The sequence below is a fragment of the Algoriphagus terrigena DSM 22685 genome, from assembly GCF_000429445.1.
Lineage (GTDB): Bacteria > Bacteroidota > Bacteroidia > Cytophagales > Cyclobacteriaceae > Algoriphagus > Algoriphagus terrigena.
Genome location: NZ_AUBW01000018.1, coordinates 82,120 through 98,430 on the forward strand (window position 1 = coordinate 82,120; position 16,311 = coordinate 98,430).

The 16,311-nt window shown below is 49.5% G+C and carries 16 protein-coding genes; 3 read left to right on the forward strand and 13 right to left on the reverse strand.

Going from position 1 to position 16,311, the window contains the following annotated elements; all coding sequences use genetic code 11:
* The first annotated feature begins 102 nt into the window (after positions 1 to 102).
* Complete coding sequence (fabD, locus tag G459_RS0116620) at positions 103 to 978, forward strand: ACP S-malonyltransferase (protein WP_026968652.1); 876 nt, start codon at positions 103 to 105, stop codon at positions 976 to 978.
* 64 nt (positions 979 to 1,042) lie between these two features.
* Here the strand turns inward: fabD and G459_RS0116625 are convergent, their stop codons facing one another.
* Complete coding sequence (locus G459_RS0116625; RefSeq protein ID WP_026968653.1) at positions 1,043 to 1,936, reverse strand: flavin reductase family protein; 894 nt, start codon at positions 1,934 to 1,936, stop codon at positions 1,043 to 1,045.
* A 242-nt stretch (positions 1,937 to 2,178) separates the two neighbouring features.
* Between G459_RS0116625 and G459_RS0116635 the strand changes: the two genes are divergently transcribed.
* Together G459_RS0116635 and G459_RS0116640 are read left to right on the forward strand one after the other, a co-directional pair.
* Positions 2,179 to 3,027 carry an endonuclease/exonuclease/phosphatase family protein gene (locus tag G459_RS0116635; protein ID WP_026968655.1) on the forward strand — a complete coding sequence of 283 codons (849 nt, stop codon included), beginning with the start codon at positions 2,179 to 2,181 and terminating at the stop codon, positions 3,025 to 3,027.
* 23 nt (positions 3,028 to 3,050) lie between these two features.
* A complete protein-coding gene (locus G459_RS0116640; RefSeq protein WP_026968656.1) occupies positions 3,051 to 3,491 on the forward strand; it encodes a DinB family protein in 441 nt (146 codons plus the stop codon).
* A gap of 86 nt (positions 3,492 to 3,577) precedes the next feature.
* Here G459_RS0116640 and G459_RS0116645 read toward each other — a convergent pair whose 3' ends face one another.
* The 12 genes from G459_RS0116645 to trpB all read right to left on the reverse strand — a co-directional run bounded on the left by G459_RS0116645 (position 3,578) and on the right by trpB (position 16,309).
* Complete coding sequence (locus tag G459_RS0116645; protein ID WP_026968657.1) at positions 3,578 to 4,777, reverse strand: phosphoglycerate kinase; 1,200 nt, start codon at positions 4,775 to 4,777, stop codon at positions 3,578 to 3,580.
* A 159-nt stretch (positions 4,778 to 4,936) separates the two neighbouring features.
* Entirely contained in the window at positions 4,937 to 5,899 is a 963-nt protein-coding gene (locus tag G459_RS0116650) for an L-threonylcarbamoyladenylate synthase (RefSeq protein WP_026968658.1), read from the reverse strand.
* A gap of 1 nt (position 5,900) precedes the next feature.
* Positions 5,901 to 6,611: a tetratricopeptide repeat protein gene (locus G459_RS0116655; protein WP_035456237.1), complete on the reverse strand. Its 711-nt coding sequence runs from the start codon at positions 6,609 to 6,611 to the stop codon at positions 5,901 to 5,903.
* Positions 6,612 to 6,647: 36 nt separating this feature from the next.
* Complete coding sequence (locus G459_RS0116660) at positions 6,648 to 7,085, reverse strand: acyl-CoA thioesterase (protein WP_245588195.1); 438 nt, start codon at positions 7,083 to 7,085, stop codon at positions 6,648 to 6,650.
* Positions 7,082 to 7,633 (reverse strand): NUDIX hydrolase, encoded by a 552-nt coding sequence (locus G459_RS0116665; protein ID WP_026968661.1) that lies wholly within the window; start codon positions 7,631 to 7,633, stop codon positions 7,082 to 7,084. The genes G459_RS0116660 and G459_RS0116665 overlap by 4 nt, the downstream gene beginning before the upstream one ends.
* Positions 7,626 to 8,228, reverse strand: a complete 603-nt coding sequence (locus G459_RS0116670) for a hypothetical protein (RefSeq protein WP_026968662.1) — start codon at positions 8,226 to 8,228, stop codon at positions 7,626 to 7,628. Before G459_RS0116670 ends, G459_RS0116665 begins: the two co-directional genes overlap by 8 nt.
* Positions 8,221 to 10,143: a RecQ family ATP-dependent DNA helicase gene (locus tag G459_RS0116675; protein ID WP_026968663.1), complete on the reverse strand. Its 1,923-nt coding sequence runs from the start codon at positions 10,141 to 10,143 to the stop codon at positions 8,221 to 8,223. Before G459_RS0116675 ends, G459_RS0116670 begins: the two co-directional genes overlap by 8 nt.
* Positions 10,144 to 10,920 (reverse strand): enoyl-CoA hydratase/isomerase family protein, encoded by a 777-nt coding sequence (locus G459_RS0116680; protein ID WP_026968664.1) that lies wholly within the window; start codon positions 10,918 to 10,920, stop codon positions 10,144 to 10,146.
* Positions 10,921 to 10,981: 61 nt separating this feature from the next.
* Positions 10,982 to 12,919, reverse strand: a complete 1,938-nt coding sequence (locus tag G459_RS29080; protein ID WP_026968665.1) for a ComEC/Rec2 family competence protein — start codon at positions 12,917 to 12,919, stop codon at positions 10,982 to 10,984.
* Between the two features lie 136 nt (positions 12,920 to 13,055).
* Positions 13,056 to 14,075 (reverse strand): bifunctional 3-deoxy-7-phosphoheptulonate synthase/chorismate mutase, encoded by a 1,020-nt coding sequence (locus G459_RS0116690; RefSeq protein ID WP_026968666.1) that lies wholly within the window; start codon positions 14,073 to 14,075, stop codon positions 13,056 to 13,058.
* Between the two features lie 107 nt (positions 14,076 to 14,182).
* Positions 14,183 to 14,956 (reverse strand): tryptophan synthase subunit alpha, encoded by a 774-nt coding sequence (gene trpA / locus G459_RS0116695; protein ID WP_026968667.1) that lies wholly within the window; start codon positions 14,954 to 14,956, stop codon positions 14,183 to 14,185.
* A gap of 174 nt (positions 14,957 to 15,130) precedes the next feature.
* Entirely contained in the window at positions 15,131 to 16,309 is a 1,179-nt protein-coding gene (gene trpB / locus G459_RS0116700) for a tryptophan synthase subunit beta (protein WP_026968668.1), read from the reverse strand.
* Between the last annotated feature and the right edge of the window lie 2 nt (positions 16,310 to 16,311).

Sequence of the window (16,311 nt, forward strand, 5' to 3'; positions counted from 1 at the left end):
ATCCGGCATTTCTCTGGAGACACTCCGAGAATTGAATATTCGCAACGCGAATTCCTCCCGACAGCAACGGGATGGCTACCCAAATCAAACTAATTATAAGATATGAAAGCATTTGTTTTTCCGGGCCAAGGCGCCCAGTTCCCTGGAATGGGAAAATCGCTTTACGAAGAAAACTCGACTGCCAAAGCATTTTTCGAGCAAGCCAATGACATCTTGGGATTTAGAATCACAGACATCATGTTTGCCGGTACCGACGAAGAGCTGAAGCAAACCAATGTCACTCAGCCTGCCATTTTCCTCCACTCGGTGATCCTAGCGAAGACGGCCCCCGATTTTGTTCCGGACATGGTCGCAGGGCACTCACTGGGCGAGTTTTCTGCGTTGGTAGCGAATGGCACGCTTGGTTTCGAAGACGGCCTCAGGCTGGTCTATCAGCGTGCGATGGCAATGCAGGAAGCCTGTGAGATCACCCCTTCGACGATGGCCGCGATCTTGGGCCTTGCTGATGAAAAAGTAGAAGAAATCTGTGCCTCCATCACCGACGAAATCGTCGTTCCGGCTAACTACAACTGCCCAGGCCAACTGGTCATTTCCGGTACGATCAAAGGAATCGAGATCGCATGCGAGCTGATGAAAGCTGCCGGCGCCAAGAGAGCACTCCCGCTGCCGGTCGGCGGAGCGTTCCACTCCCCACTGATGGAGCCTGCGAGAGAAAAACTCCAAAAAGCCATCGAAGCAACCGAGTTCCGCGCTCCGGGATGCAAGATCTATCAAAATGTCAGCACGGTAGCTACCCTGGATGTCACTGAGATCAAAAACAATCTGATTGCCCAGTTGACCGCTCCGGTGAAGTGGACCCAATCGGTTCAAAACATGGTGAAGGACGGAGCTACTCAATTCGTAGAGTGCGGCCCGGGAAAAGTCCTCCAGGGATTGGTCAAAAAGATCCACGCCGAAGCTGAAGTTTCCGGACTATAAAACATCAAATCCCGCTCGAAAGGCGGGATTTTTTTTGATTTGACAACTTCGTCGGACGTTGCGTTCACTGCTTTTGGAGCAGAAACTTCCAAGCCTCGTTGGCATCCCCTCTTTCAAGTTCTTCTTTCGCACGGAGATGCAGGTGATCAAGCCAGGACTCCGCATCATTTTTGAAGCGAAGCCGCATTTCGGCCAGTTCGGAAGAGTGAGAAAGATCCGCAACTTCCTCCGCAGTAGGCAAGTGCCTCACGTTCCCCAGCCTGCCCAGATTATTTCCGGTCAAGATTGGGCTGCTCCGGATTTCGGCGGGAATCTGATCCACCCCGATTCCCAGGTTAGCAAGGGGCTTGGGGATCTGAAACAGCGAATCTGGAGTAATTCTGGAATACCAACTTCCTCCCAGTCGGGCTACCGGATCCAATTTATACGGATCGACTACTCCTCGTTCATCCAGTATGGATTCGGAAAGATGCATCGCTATCACTTCGCAGATCACCAGATTTCCGGCTCCTCCCTCCGATCCCAAAGCCTTTACTTCGATCACCTTGCATTCCAAAGCTACCGCCGCTTCCTTCACTCTCGGAGGAGCTACCAACTCTGATTTCACAGCAGTCAGTCCTGCCTTTTCAAACTCATTGACGCCTTTGGGGTACTCGGTACTTGCCAGTGACATCTGCTCCACGCGATCAAAACCCACGATGTGAATCACCACCTCCGGTACCTCCAGCACGTTGTCCAGCGTATGCTTGGTTGAATTGTCCCGCACCTTACGGGAAGGAGAAAAAATCAAAATCGGCGGATTCGCGCTGAACATGTTGAAAAAGCTAAAGGGACTCAGGTTTACATTTCCGGCTCCATCCACCGTGCTCGCAAAAGCAATGGGCCTTGGAGTCACTGCTCCCTGTAGAATTGTCTGAATCTCAACCGTGCTCAGGTCTTTGGGATAGTAGGTTTTCATGTGATTATAATGGTTTTTTGGCCACATGGAATCTCGCATTTTTGATAATCCTCCCAAAGAGTGACATTTTCGTCCTGCTCGATTTCATCTGTCTGTAATTGTTTCTTAATTGTCAGATGGAATCTCGCACGGCACAGGGTAATTCTCTTAACTGAATTCCCCGTCATGCTCGATTTCATTTGATCAAAATAGCATGCAATTTTAAAGTTATAAGTCTTTTTTCACCAATAAGTTCACATTTCATGCATTTCAAAACCCTGTTTACACTTGCCTTGGCCTTCGTTTTGGCTGCTGGGACAGCATTCGATTCCCCGGCGCAAACTCATCGCTTCGCGTCATTCAACGTTCGCTACGACAATCCAAATGATGTCGGGAATCTCTGGAAAGACCGCCTACCGCACGTGATCAGTCTCATCCAATTTCACCAAATCGGCCTTTTTGGAACACAGGAAGGTCTTTCCCATCAGGTCAAGCAACTGAGCGAAGGATTGGGCTATGAATTTCTTGGCGTGGGCAGGGATGATGGAGCGGAAAAGGGAGAATACACAGCCATCCTTTTTGATCCCAAACTCTACACACTGGAGGATTCAGGCACGTTTTGGCTTTCTCCAACACCAGAAAAACCGAGCAAAGGATGGGACGCTTCCCTCAACAGAATCTGTTCTTGGGGTAGATTTAAAGCCAAGGACGGAAAGCGGTTTTATATTTTCAACATTCACTATGACCACATCGGCCAGCAGGCCAGGGAAGAAAGCAGCAAACTCGTAGCTGCCAAAATCAAGGAAATCAATAAAGAAAACCTACCGACGATCTGGATGGGGGACTTCAACGTCACGCCTGACAATGCTGCCTATCAGACGATCATCTCTAACCCGGACTGGAAGGATGCACGATCGGTGTCCAAGATACCGGCCTATGGTCCAAAAGGATCATTTTCTGCCTTTGACTGGGAAAGGATGCCAGATGGAATTATTGATCACATCTTTGTCCACGGAAAAGTCGACGTGATTCGTCATGGAATTTTGACCGATAACTATGGGAAAAAATATCCTTCGGATCACTTCCCTATCTTGGTAGAAATTGAGTTATAACCTTTTCAGATAACCCCATGAGCATGACCCCGGATCTCCTGCTGTACATGATTGAGCAAAACAAACTCACCTGCTCTTTTTCCTTTGACAGAATCGCCCAGGAAAACTTATCCTGGAGGCTAAATCCCAAGACTGCCAGCATCGGCTTTGTCTACCGGCATATCGGGGAGACCATGAACTTGTTTGGGTACTTTTTTGGTGTTCCGCCAACAATCCCAAACACGACCATGGGGCAGGAGGATCTGGGGCAAACCTTTGATCTGGAAGAAAGCAAAGGCTACGTATCCATGGGATTTGATATGCTGGAAAATCTCGTCAAGACAAAACCGGAATCGGATTGGTCACGGCCGGTAGACACGCCGTTTTTTGGGGCTGTCCCAGAAATGCGGCTGTTTTCACATATTCTCTTTCATAATTCTCACCATGCCGGGCAAATCTCCCTGATCCTTTCCCGAGGCAGTTGACAGCATCAGTTCTTCACCGCACTTGGAGCCCGTAAACAAAAAAGGCCAGCTTCTCGGCCGGCCTTTTTTATTTCGGTTTATATCGATCATTCTGCCAAAGCAGCCACACCCGGAAGCACTTTACCTTCCATGTGCTCGAGCAATGCTCCACCGCCTGTGGACACATAAGACACCTGATCGGTGTACCCAAACTTATTGACCGCGGCAGCAGAGTCACCGCCACCGATCAGCGAGTAGGCGCCATTCTTGGTAGCTTCGGCTACATATTCCGCAATTGCCTTGGTTCCTTTGTCGAAGGACTCCATCTCAAAAACGCCCATTGGGCCATTCCAAAGGATGGTTTTGGATTCCAAAATCACCTTTCCAAACAGTTCTCGGGTCTCAGGCCCGATATCCAAGCCCATCCAGTTGTCAGGAATCTCGCCTTTTTTGGCGATGCCTTGATTGGCTGTATTTGAAAAATCATCGGCAATCACCGTGTCTAATGGAAGGATTAGGTTCACACCTTTAGCCTTGGCTTTCTCCATCAGTTCCAGTACGAAATCCAACTTGTCAGATTCCAACAGTGAAGTCCCGATCGACCCGCCCTGCGCTTTGGCAAAGGTGTAAGACATACCGCCACCAATGATGAGATTGTCTACTACATCCAGCAATCGCTCAATGATCAGGATCTTGTCGGCGATCTTGGCTCCACCCATGATGGCGGTGTATGGTCGCTCTGGATTTCCCAAAACCTTGTCGGCATTGATCAGCTCGGACTCCATCAGATACCCGGCCACTTTGTCTTTGAAAAACTGCGCAATCACCGCAGTCGATGCATGCGCACGGTGAGCTGTGCCAAACGCGTCATTGACGTAGATATCTCCCAGCTTGGCAAGCTTGCCTGCAAAATCCACATCACCTTTTTCCTCTTCTTTGTAGAAGCGGAGGTTCTCCAGCAAAAGCACTTCACCGGCCTTCAGGGCGGCAGCTTTGCTCTCGGCTTCCTCTCCGATACAGTCAGAAGCAAACTGAACCGAGGTTCCCAATGCAGCTTCCACGGCAGAAATGATGTGCTTCAACGAATATTTGTCTTCAGGTCCGCCTTTGGGACGACCCAAGTGAGACATCAAGATGGCAGAACCACCTTCATTGAGGATTTTCTTGATAGTAGGGACAGCCGCTTGGATACGGGTATCATCCGTGACGTTGAATTTATCATCCAAGGGCACGTTGAAATCCACACGAATCAGGGCCTTTTTGCCTGCAAAATTGAGGCTGTCCACATTTTTCACGTTTGAACTCATAGGATTGGTTTAATAGATTTTTGACTGGCTTCTCTTAAAAAGAGCCTCAAGTTAACCCAATTTCGGGTTTTGGGTTAGAAAAATCTCAAAATTGAAGGACAGAAAAATTAGCCAAACGCTTTGGTCAAGCTAAAAAAATCAAAAATCCCAAGTCCACTTTTACTTCACTGCCGCTCTTCTGAGTCGGTCGTTGATTGCCTTGCCCAAGCCAGTCTCCGGCATCAATTCCGCCAGGATCACAGCTGCAGAACTTTCATCCAAAGTCCTCATCGCGGCAAAAAGGTTTTTGGCGGCTTCGTGCAGGTTTCTGTCCGGACTGAGGGCAATCTGCTTTTCCGTTTTCAAGGCAGGAAAACTTTCCGAAAAACTCAACACTGCAAAATCAACTCCCTCGGCTTTTCTTTCTTCGATCAGCTGATGAAGATCTCCCAGCACAAAGGGCTTTCGTGGAGCATAATGACTGTCCAACTGTCCAGGCGCAGCGGGATTGCTCGAGCTGTGGTCTTTGATCTTTACCGGCCCCACGAGTTTTTCGATTTCAGATATCTCTAATCCACCCAAGCGGTAGATCACCACTTCTTCACCCTCCAGTCCTACGATAGTGCTCTCCAAGCCAACCGTGCATGGTCCGCCGTCCAAGATATAGGGAATTTTCCGGCCCAATTGATCCTCCACATGAGAAGGCCTTGTGGGGCTGATGTATCCAAAAGGATTGGCGCTCGGGGCAGCCAAAGGGAAGGAAAGCTCCTCCAGCAGCGCTAAAGTCAGCGGGTGTTTTGGCACTCTTACTGCGACCCGGTCTAGACCAGAGGTAACCAAATCCGGAACGACGGGTTTTCTCGGCAAAAGCAAAGTCAAAGGACCCGGCCAAAAAGTTTCAGCCAGCATTTTGAGTTTCTCGGGAAAAGTCCTCACAAAATCTCCCACCCGCTCCAGCGACGACGTGTGCAGGATCAGCGGATCAAAGCCAGGTCTGTTTTTGGTTTCAAAAATCAAGGCTACGGACTCGGAGTCCAAGGCATTTCCGGCCAAACCATAGACCGTCTCGGTGGGAATCCCCACCAGCATCCCTTTCTCCAAAAAGGATTTGGCCAAGTCTATGTTTTTGCCAATTCGAGCCATTTTATTTCTCGCAGAAATCCTTGATCCAAGTCTCCGCCTCAGCATAACCCAGGGAAAGGGCCATCTTCAAATCAGCGCAGCCTTCGTTTTTCTGCCCCAAAGCACTCATTCGGGTGACACCAAGCAGATAGTAAGCTTCGGCATTTTTTGGATCGAGGTTCACAGCATTAGTGAGAGATTCCATTCCATGGATGGGATCGTTCATCCCCAACTCCGCTTTTGCCTTACGGAAGTGAGCTTCCGCCTGATCGGGGGTTGCCTCCAAAACCGACTGAAAGTCCAACAATGCGTCTTCGTATTCTTCCATGTTCAGCAACGCTGTGCCTCTGTTAAAAAAAATATCGGATTGAGAGGGATCAAGCGCGCTGGCGATATTGAAGTCCGCAAGGGCTTCCTTGTATTTCTCTAGCTCCATCTTGGCATTGCCACGGTTGAACCAAGGCTTGTAGCTGGTCGAGTCGGCCTGAATAGCCGCATCAAAAACCGGCAACGCTTCTTCGGGCTTGCCTTGCTGAAACAACGCCACGCCTTTGGCATTCAGTGCTTGGGCATTTGCGGGATTGATTTCCAGCAACTGATCAAAAAGTGTCACCGCTTCCGGCCAAGCCTGAGCGTCCATTTTTTCAATCCCAGCTTTCAGCAGTTCTTCCTCATTTGGCTTGCAGGCGACAAGGCTCGCCGCTAGCAGGCCCAAGACCCAAAGTTTCTTCACGTGATAAATTTTCGGCAAAGATAGGGAATTTGCGACTTAGACCACTGCCAACTTCAATCTATACTCTTCCGGTATCGACACGGGTCTCATCGTCTTCATGTCCACAGCCACCATGACACAGCGGCATTTGGCGAAGACATGTTCCGCCCCTCCTTTGTCTTTGCCTACTAAAAACTGCTCTAGATCAAAAGAAGAATCCCCAAACCTGGTACAGCGAACCAGAGCCTCCACCTGATCCTCCAAGTGAACGGGGCGCAGATAGTCGATTTCGATCCTGCCGACGACAGTCCCGATGATCATCACATTCCAGCCACAGACTTCGTAGAGGAAAACCGCCCTGGCATGCTCAAAATAGCTGAAATAGACGCCATTGTTGACATGAAGATAGCCGTCAATATCCGAAAACCGGATCTGGATCGGAGTAAAAAAGGGGATTTCGTTTCTCAACCCGGCTGGGTCTAAGTTCTGCTTCAAAGGAGAATCTCCGATTTGCTGGTCTTTTCGAGCATCCTGAGGATCGATGGATTGTAGCCAATCATATCTACCACCGAGTCAAACGCGATCCATGCCAAAGAAATGCTTTCGTTGCTCATCTGCAAAGGCTCGTTGATCTCAGCCTCGAGAAGGTATCTCACATCAAAATGAAAATGTTGCTGAACGTGCGGACGCTCTGGAATGATGTGCTTGTCGATATCGAAGATCGTGGAGTCTACCATGCTCAGGGAGGTAAGTCCACTCTCCTCGCGAGCTTCCTGGAGAGCTACTTCCATCAGGTTTTCGTTACCGTCAGCATGGCCGCCAAGCTGTAGCCATCTGCCCAGCTTGCGGTGCAGGGTGAGCAGCGTGTGTGTACGTTCGTGATTGACTACCCAGGCTGAGGCAGTGAAATGGCCATCCAAGCGCTCCCGCTTATAGGCGGTCGGATCATCGGTCAGCTCCACAAAATCAGAGATAAAGGCCGATTCTTCCTCGTAGGGAGTGCGGTAGATTTCGAGTTGGTTTCTAAGCGTAATTCTATCCATCTGAATTTTTTTCAAAGATCCGATCCATCAACTGGTCGAATGGTTTGGCTTCTTGATAAAGGCGATCGGAATATACCGACGCCAGCAATTTGATAAAACTGGGCTTATTGTCAACACTCACTTTCTCCAATGTCACATTCCCGTAAAGCTGAGAAATCAACTCTCCTTCAATCGGGATTTGAAGGGGCGGCTTGAAATAAAACTTCTCAGTCATCTTCACTTGGTCGTTGATTTCCTCAAACTTTCGATCCAAACTCACCTGCTCATAACCCAAAGCTAGAATCCTCTGGCTAAGCGCCAAGAAAATCCGAGAAAATGATATCTGGTCAAACGGCTCTGCATACGTCACCGCAAATCCGTTGGCGTAGGGTGAATCTAATATATGAACTTGCGGATGAACATCGATACCGGCTCGCTTGAAATGATAGTTTTTGTAAATCAACGCCAGAAAATTGACGTATTCTTCGGATTCCAGCCATTCGGCAAGGTCAGAAAGTTCACTTTTTTTGATCACAAAGTTTTCCTTGACCTTGACCGGAGATTTTTCCGAAGGCTTGAAAATACTTTTGAAAAGATCATCGAAGAAACTACCCATGGGATTTTAGCAAAATACCGTTGTCAGAACACTTACTCACCTCTCCCGCTTCGATCAGCTGGCGAAGCAGACGCAAGTGGGACTCAGACCTTGGCTTACCGAGTTTGGAAAACAAATCCTCTTCCGATAACCCGCCCGATTGCTCCAAAGTTTCAATAATCCGCAGCTTCAAACGCTCTTCTTGGCTGTCAGGACTTTGGCTTTTCTTCGCTTCAATGCAGACATCACATATTCCGCAAACCACATCGGTCTTTTCTCCGAAATATTCCTGGATAAACTGCGTCCGGCAAATCCGGTGTTGGCGGGTGTAGTCCACGATACTTTTGACTTTCTCGACCGTGAGCTCTTTCCTTGCAGCAATCCTCGAATAATTGAAGGGAAGCTTGCCCGCGTCATAGCGATGCGTCAGAAAAGTCAGCTGCGGCTTGTCTTTACGCTGATCATAGTCCATCACCTCCAATTTTTGCAGCTCGGCAAGTGCTTTGATCAAATCCGCCTCGCTCATCGATACGGATTTGGCAAGTTTCCCTTCCTGGATTTTGATGTATTCGGAAAAAAGATTTCCCCCATACGTTCTCAGCAGGATTTTGACCACCGGATCGAGCTTGGCGTAGGCTATCTGGATCTCGTACAGCTTGCTGGGGTCCACCCGAAAATGAACCCTTGAAGGCGAAAAAAAACTCTCATTGATCTCCACAAATCCCTCCTCCCCTAGCACCTTGATCGCATAGAAAGTCTCCAACACCGGTAGCACGTAGGTGTTGCAAAAGTCGGACAGCTCAAAATCAAAGCTGCTGAGCATGTTACTGCCCACAGCGAGCTGATAATAGTTGGCGAGACATTGATAGACCCTCTTCAGGAAATCAACCGGCGGATAGACCAACTCCGACCGAGTCGTCAGCTGCTCAAAATCCTGCTCGTTGGCCAAGAGTACGCCAAAGGCTTTCTTGCCGTCCCGACCCGCGCGACCTGCTTCCTGATAATAGTTTTCGATGTTTTCGGGCAGATCGGTGTGGATCACCACGCGCACATCGGGCTTGTCGATCCCCATCCCAAACGCGTTGGTACTGACCATCACCCGGACTCTGTCGGCTTTCCACGCTTCTTGTCGATCGGCGCGATCGGCATTGGACAGGCCCGCGTGATAGGCGGCAGCGGAGATTCCCAGCTGCGAAAGTGCTCTGGCGATCTGCTGGGTAGCTTGGCGGTTTCGCACATACCAGATAGCCGTTCCGGGAATTCGGTTGAGGATGTCGATTCCTTTCTCCAGTTTGTTTTCGACCAATCGGACGCTGTAGCTAAGATTTTTTCGGGAAAAACTCTGATGGAATTCCCGATGTGATTTCATCTCCAACTTATCCACGATGTCCACACAGACTTGCGCAGTGGCTGAAGCCGTCAGCGCCAGCACGCTCACCTTGGGATGATAGACCCGGATGGCGGCAATCTCAAGATAGGGCGGACGGAAGTCATACCCCCATTGGGAGATGCAGTGCGCTTCATCCACAGCAATCAGATTCACATTCATCTGCTTAAACCGCTCAATGAACAATTCTTGCTTCAGCCGCTCGGGGGAAACATACAGGAACTTAAAGTCTCCGTAGATGCAATTGTCCAGCGTAGTGTCGATCTCCCGGTAGCTCATCCCGGAATAAATGGCTGCGGCTTTGATTCCCCTTGTTTTGAGATGATCAACCTGATCTTTCATCAGCGCGATCAAAGGCGAGACGACGAGACAGATTCCTCCCTTGGCCAGTGCCGGGACTTGGTAGCAGAGACTTTTCCCTCCGCCTGTCGGCAAAAGCGCCAGCGTGTCTTTCCCTTCCATCACCGAATCGATGACCTGCTTCTGCACCGGACGAAAATCCTCCAGCCCAAATACCTCTCGGAGAATATGAAGTAGCTGAGTTTCCAATTACCAGTCGGGCTTAGTCTTGGACAGAAATGCCGCGATTCCCTTGACACAATCCGCCTCACCCCGGGCTTTCGCATTTGCTTCGGCAGCGCGATCCAAGGCCTCATGGCGGGACTTTTCCCCGAGGCTTCGCAGCAATCGCTTCGTCTCCTGCATGGAAAAAGCAGAATTTTCATCAACCAGCTTTTGCGCAAATTCTAAGGTTCTTTTTTCCAAAAGCTTCGAAGATACTTCTGCCGTAATGATGCCCAACTCAGCAGCTTTCACCGAGGTAATCAACTCTCCTGACAGCAGCAACTCTGCCGTCAGAGCCTGGCCGATCTGTTCAGACAGAAACACCGAAACCAATGCCGGCACAAAACCGATCTTTGCTTCCGTGTAGCCAAACTTGGCCTCCGTGGCTGCAAAAGCAAAATCGCAGACAGTCACCAGCCCGCAGCCTCCGGCGAGCGCGTGTCCCTGCACCTGAGCGATGACCACCTTGGGAAACTCGTAGATCTGGGAAAAAAGTGCTTTGAGACGGTGGCTGTCAGCCAGATTATCTTCGAAAGTATAGCCCTGCATTTCCTGCAAGTAGGCAAGATCAGCTCCGGCAGAAAAAGCCTTGCCTTCGGCTCTTAGGACGACCACCTTGACCTCCAGATTCTTCTCAAACGCCGAAAAAGCGTTGCCCAATTCCCCGATCATTGCCGGACTGATTGCATTGCGCTTCTCGGGACGGTTGAGGGTAATGAAGCCTATTCGGTTTTCGATATGAGTCAGGACAGCAGTCGCCATGGGGATATTGAGCTATGGGAGGATAAATTACAGGCATAAAATGCGACTGCCAAGCGACCTCTCAGAAAACTATCCGAAAAGCCCCATTATTCGCGATCAGAGAATCGGAAGCCAACGATTCCCATGAATTTGGGAATGAGAACTGCTCAATTCGGATCGGTTTGTCTTTTCCCCAACGGAATTTCCGCGAGTCTTTGTCAAACCGAAAATCTCCCAATGGAAACCACAGCACCTCACCTTCCTCCACGGCAAAGGCGGATTCAGGAATCTGAGGACGATGCTCCGCAATCCGGTTTGGCTCGATGGAAAAGCTGATTTGCTCGGGCGGGAAGTCTTCATTCCAGCTATAAATGCTCTCTCCGACTTTGAAGTCCATCAGGATGCCCTTTTCTCCGGAAAAGATCAAAATCTCCGTCGCCGGACGCCTGACTTCCCGGATCACTTGGTCTGTCGACCAGATAAAGAAAAGTAACGCAGAAAGGTAGATCAGCTTCTTTCGGTCACCCCACTCCCAGTTTGCCCAGACGATCAGCAGTACCCAGATCAGCAGCATCCCGGAAAAGGTGATCGTCAACCGTTCCATATTTCCTCCGGGAAACTGCTGGATAGTCCGCGTGATCCAGTTTTGAAACCAAATCAACCCGTTCACAGCCCAGCCAAGACCAGCGCCAATCCACGGAATCCAATGCAGCGCCAAGAGTAAAATCCCGGTATTCATCACCACAAACGAAAGTGGGATGATGACCAGATTGGCGATCAAAAAGTAGCTTGGAAAGATGTGAAAATACAGCACGGACAAGGGAAAGGTAGCCAGCTGAGCAGCCAAACTCACGGCAGTCATCTGCCAGATATATTCCAGAGCGCGATTGCGGGGGAGCCACCACCTCAGGATCAGCGGCTGAAGAAGCAAGATCCCCCCCACTGCCAGGTAAGACAGCTGAAACCCGACTTCAAAGATGACCGCCGGATCCATCACGATCATGATCAGGGCCGAGAAGGCAAGAATATTCCATGGGGAAGGCTTCCGATCCCGCATCTGCCCCGCCGTCAACAGTGAAAACATCGTGGCCGCTCGAATAACCGAGGGCGAAAAACCCGTCAGGACTGCGTAGATCCAGATCAAGACAACCACAAGGACCAAGTAGGATTTTCGCTGTCTGGAGGTTAGGCGAATGCCCTTCAGCGGAAAAAGCAAGATGGCATAGATAATCCCTACGTGCAGGCCCGACACGGCCAGGATGTGCATGGTTCCTGTCTCAGCGTACGCGTTTCGGATTTCCCGATCCAGACTTTCCTTTTGCCCCAAAAGCAAAGCTGCTGCGATCTGTCGGGATTCTGGGTTAGGTACTTTCTCAGCGATGATTTCGGCAAGAGATTTTCGAAGCCTCTCCAGCCAAAACTTTGGTGAGTCGGTGTCCGAAGAATCGACCAACAGATGTTTCTCACCTATAAATTGTCGAAAATGAATGTCCTTCCTCGCCAGAAACCCGCGGTAGTCAAACTCGTCAGGAAAGATGGGAGGAGGGATGGTCTCAGGAGCCCCGTCTACCAAGATCACCTGTCCGGGAAGAAGCTGACTTTTGCCTTTATGATAGATCAGGACTTTTCCTTTGGAGTCGTGCCAGCCCAGACTGTCTTTGAATTGGACGACTTCGAGAATATTTTCTTGGGAGTTTGGCTTGGGCACATCGAACTTGCCGACTCTTGCCAGATAGGAATCACAAGACTCCAAGCTCGGATCGAATGAATCGGCGGCGTGGATTTTTTGAATTTCTGAAAGCAGTAAACCCAGGAGAAACAACATCCCATAACCTAGAGTAGCTGGAACGAGTTTATTGAAATTCTTTTTCCGAGAAAGAAAAACCGCATAGATAACCCAACAGAGCCCGATCAGCACAGCTGAAATAAGGATCGAAACCGGAAAGCCTTGTTGCGAAAGAAAAACCCCCGCAATCAAAAAAGGGAGGTACCTCAAAAATGGAAAGTCAGCGAATCTCATCTTTCAAAAAATTAAAACCTTAAGTTAAAAAAATCAGCGCAAAAAAAACAGAGGCCGAAAGATCAGCAATCGGCCTCTGTCAAATTTAAATAAGATCTAGTAGTAAGGCTCGCCTGTCAGACAGCCTTAGGTATTTTTATAGCAACTCAAACCCTTTTCGCATGGCGAAGCTCTCACGGATCCAGCTCGTCAATCTTGCGCTTTGCGCGAAGTCCAGCGTCTGCTGACCGTCGGAATAAGCTTTATCAGGCACTTCGTGAGATTCGTAGATGATCCCGTCAGCTCCAGACATGACTCCTGCCAAGGCCATCTGAGGCACATACGCGCGGATGCCGATTCCATGCGATGGATCGACGATCACCGGCAGGTGGGATTTTGCTTTTAAGATTGGAATCGCATTCAGATCCAGGGTATTTCGGGAAGCCCTTTCGTAAGTTCTAATTCCTCTTTCGCAGAGGATTAGCTTTTCATTTCCTCCGGAAAAAACATACTCCGCAGACTGCAAAAGCTCCTCGATCGTCCCGGAAATCCCACGCTTGATCATTACCGCTTTATCGACCTTCCCCAATTCGTCGAGCAAATTGAAGTTTTGCGAGTTGCGGGCGCCGACTTGATAGATATCGACGTAGGGATACATCTCTTCGATCTGGGAGGTCTGCATCACCTCGGTCACGATCTTGATCCCAGCTTGGGAGGCGATGTCGTGCCAAAGCTTCAATCCCTCGATCCCCAGTCCCCGGAATGCATAGGGGCTACTTCTCGGCTTGAAGACTCCACCCCGCATCATCTTGATGTCATTCTCCACGCAGTGATCAACCACTTTCCGAATCTGCTCCTCGGTCTCGATGGAGCAGGGGCCGGTGATGATGGCCATCTCACCGTCTTTGATGAAGACGCTGTCGCCCAAATCAACTGAGGTCGGCTTGGCCTTCCACTTTTTGGACACCAACTTGTACTCGTCAGAGACGATGTGAATATCCTTGATTCCGTCCATCTGACCGATCTTTCGGATGTCAAATTCGTTTTTGCCAATACCGATCAGGTAGTCGCCTAACTGGGTTTTCACCTCGGTGGTCTTGTAGCCGATGCCGTTGACTTTGGCGATCAGTTTCTCTTTTTGGGAATCGGAAATATCGGACTGAAGCTGGATAATCATTTGGAGGTACGATTTACGAGGCGTTTTTTAGTATTGAGCCTGTTTCTAAAAGATATGTGTCGATGAACTGTTCCAAAGTTTAAAACTTTTGGAAAAGTTGGAATTAGCTAGTTGACTACTGATTGGAGGTAAGTCTGGATGCGTTCGCTCAGGTTTTCAGAATCTTTGATCGTCTTGATGAAAGCCGACCCGATAATCGCCCCGTTACTAAACCGTGAGGCCGATGTGAAGGTTTTGGCGTCTGAGATCCCAAAGCCGATCAACCGTGGATTCTTCAGGTTCATCGCAGCAACCCGCTCAAAATAGGCCACCTGCTCCTCAGAAATATCCGTTTTAGCTCCGGTCACAGCATGTGAGGAGACCATATAGATGAATCCATCCGTCTTCTCATCGATCTCACGGATACGTTTTTCGGAAGTCTGCGGAGAAATCAGGAAGGTATTCACGATGCCATATTGATCAAACATTGCCTTGTAGTCTTCCAAATATTGCTGCATCGGCAGATCGGGGACGATCAGTCCATCCACTCCGACTTCTTTGCACTTTTGACAAAAAGCCTCCATCCCAAACTGCATGATCGGGTTCAAATAACCCATCAGTACAACCGGGAGGTGGATTTTGGCACGAAAGCCCCTCAATTGCTCAAAGAGCAACTTCATGCTCATGCCGTTGTCCAAGGCGATCTTGTTGCTGTCCTGGATCGTCGGACCATCGGCCACCGGATCGGAATACGGAACGCCGATCTCGATGATATCTGCCCCACCAGCTTGGATCGCCTCCATGATCGGAACCGTGTCGTCGAGATTGGGGAAACCAGCCGTGAAGTAAATAGAAAGTACCCGGGAGTCCTTTTCTTTAAATAGGGTATGAATTCTGTTCATTTTCTGTATTGAAAAATTGGAAGATTTTAAAATTGGAAAATTAAGCTGGAAGGCTGTAAAGAAGGTTGCAAGGTCTGAGACCTCGGTATTCAGCAATCAATATTCAATACCCATCATTTCCCAAACCGGGAAAATTGGAAGAATATGAATTGAAGTTCCTCACCACCTCGTAAATCAATAATTTCCCCACTTGATATACGTTTCCAGATCCTTGTCGCCACGGCCCGAGAGGTTCACCACGATCACGTCATCCTTAGAGTATTCGATCATATTCAAGGCATACAGCGCATGAGCGGATTCGATGGCAGGAATGATTCCCTCCAACTTGCTGAGCTCGATGCCAGATGCCATGGCGTCTTTGTCCTCCACTGCGACAAACTCCCCTCTTCCCACATCAAAAAGATGCGCGTGAACCGGCCCGATGCCCGGATAATCCAATCCCGCAGAGATAGAATGCGGCTCCACCACCTGACCGTCTTCGGTCTGCATCAGAATCGTCTTCGATCCGTGCAGGATTCCCGGAGATCCTAATGCTGTTGTCGCTGCAGATTTGCCTGAGCTGACGCCCAAACCGGCCGCTTCAGCAGCCACGAGACGAACCTCAGGTGTATTATAGTAATGGTAAAAAGCCCCGGCGGCATTCGATCCACCACCCACACAGGCGATGACGATATCCGGGTTTTCCCGTCCTTCTTTTTCCTTAAGCTGCCACTTGATCTCTTCGGAAATCACCGACTGAAACCGCGCCACCATCTCCGGATAAGGGTGCGGACCGACCACCGAGCCGATGATGTAATGCGTATCCACCGGGTTGTTGATCCAAGCGCGCATGGCTTCATTTGTCGCATCTTTTAGGGTTTTGGAGCCAGATACGGCCGGAACCACGGTCGCGCCAAGGATCTTCATCCGCTCTACATTGGGACGCTGTCGCGCAATGTCGATCTCGCCCATGTAGACCGTGCATTCCATTCCCATCAGCGCGCAGACTGTCGCTGTGGCTACACCGTGTTGTCCCGCTCCGGTCTCGGCGATAATGCGCTTTTTCCCAAGCTTCTTCGCCAGGATGATCTGACCAATGGTATTGTTGACCTTGTGTGCACCGGTGTGGCAGAGATCTTCACGCTTCAGATAAATTTTCGCTCTATATTTTTCCGAAAGTCTGGAAGCAAAATACAGAGGAGTCGGACGTCCGACATAGTCTTTCAGCAAACCTCTGAATTCATCCTGAAATTCCTTCGAAGCCAGGATGGATTCGTAATTCTCCTTCAGTTCTTCAACATTGGGATACAGCATCTCAGGAATGTAGGCTCCGCCAAACTTGCCGTAAAAGCCCTTTTCATCTACACCTATCATTG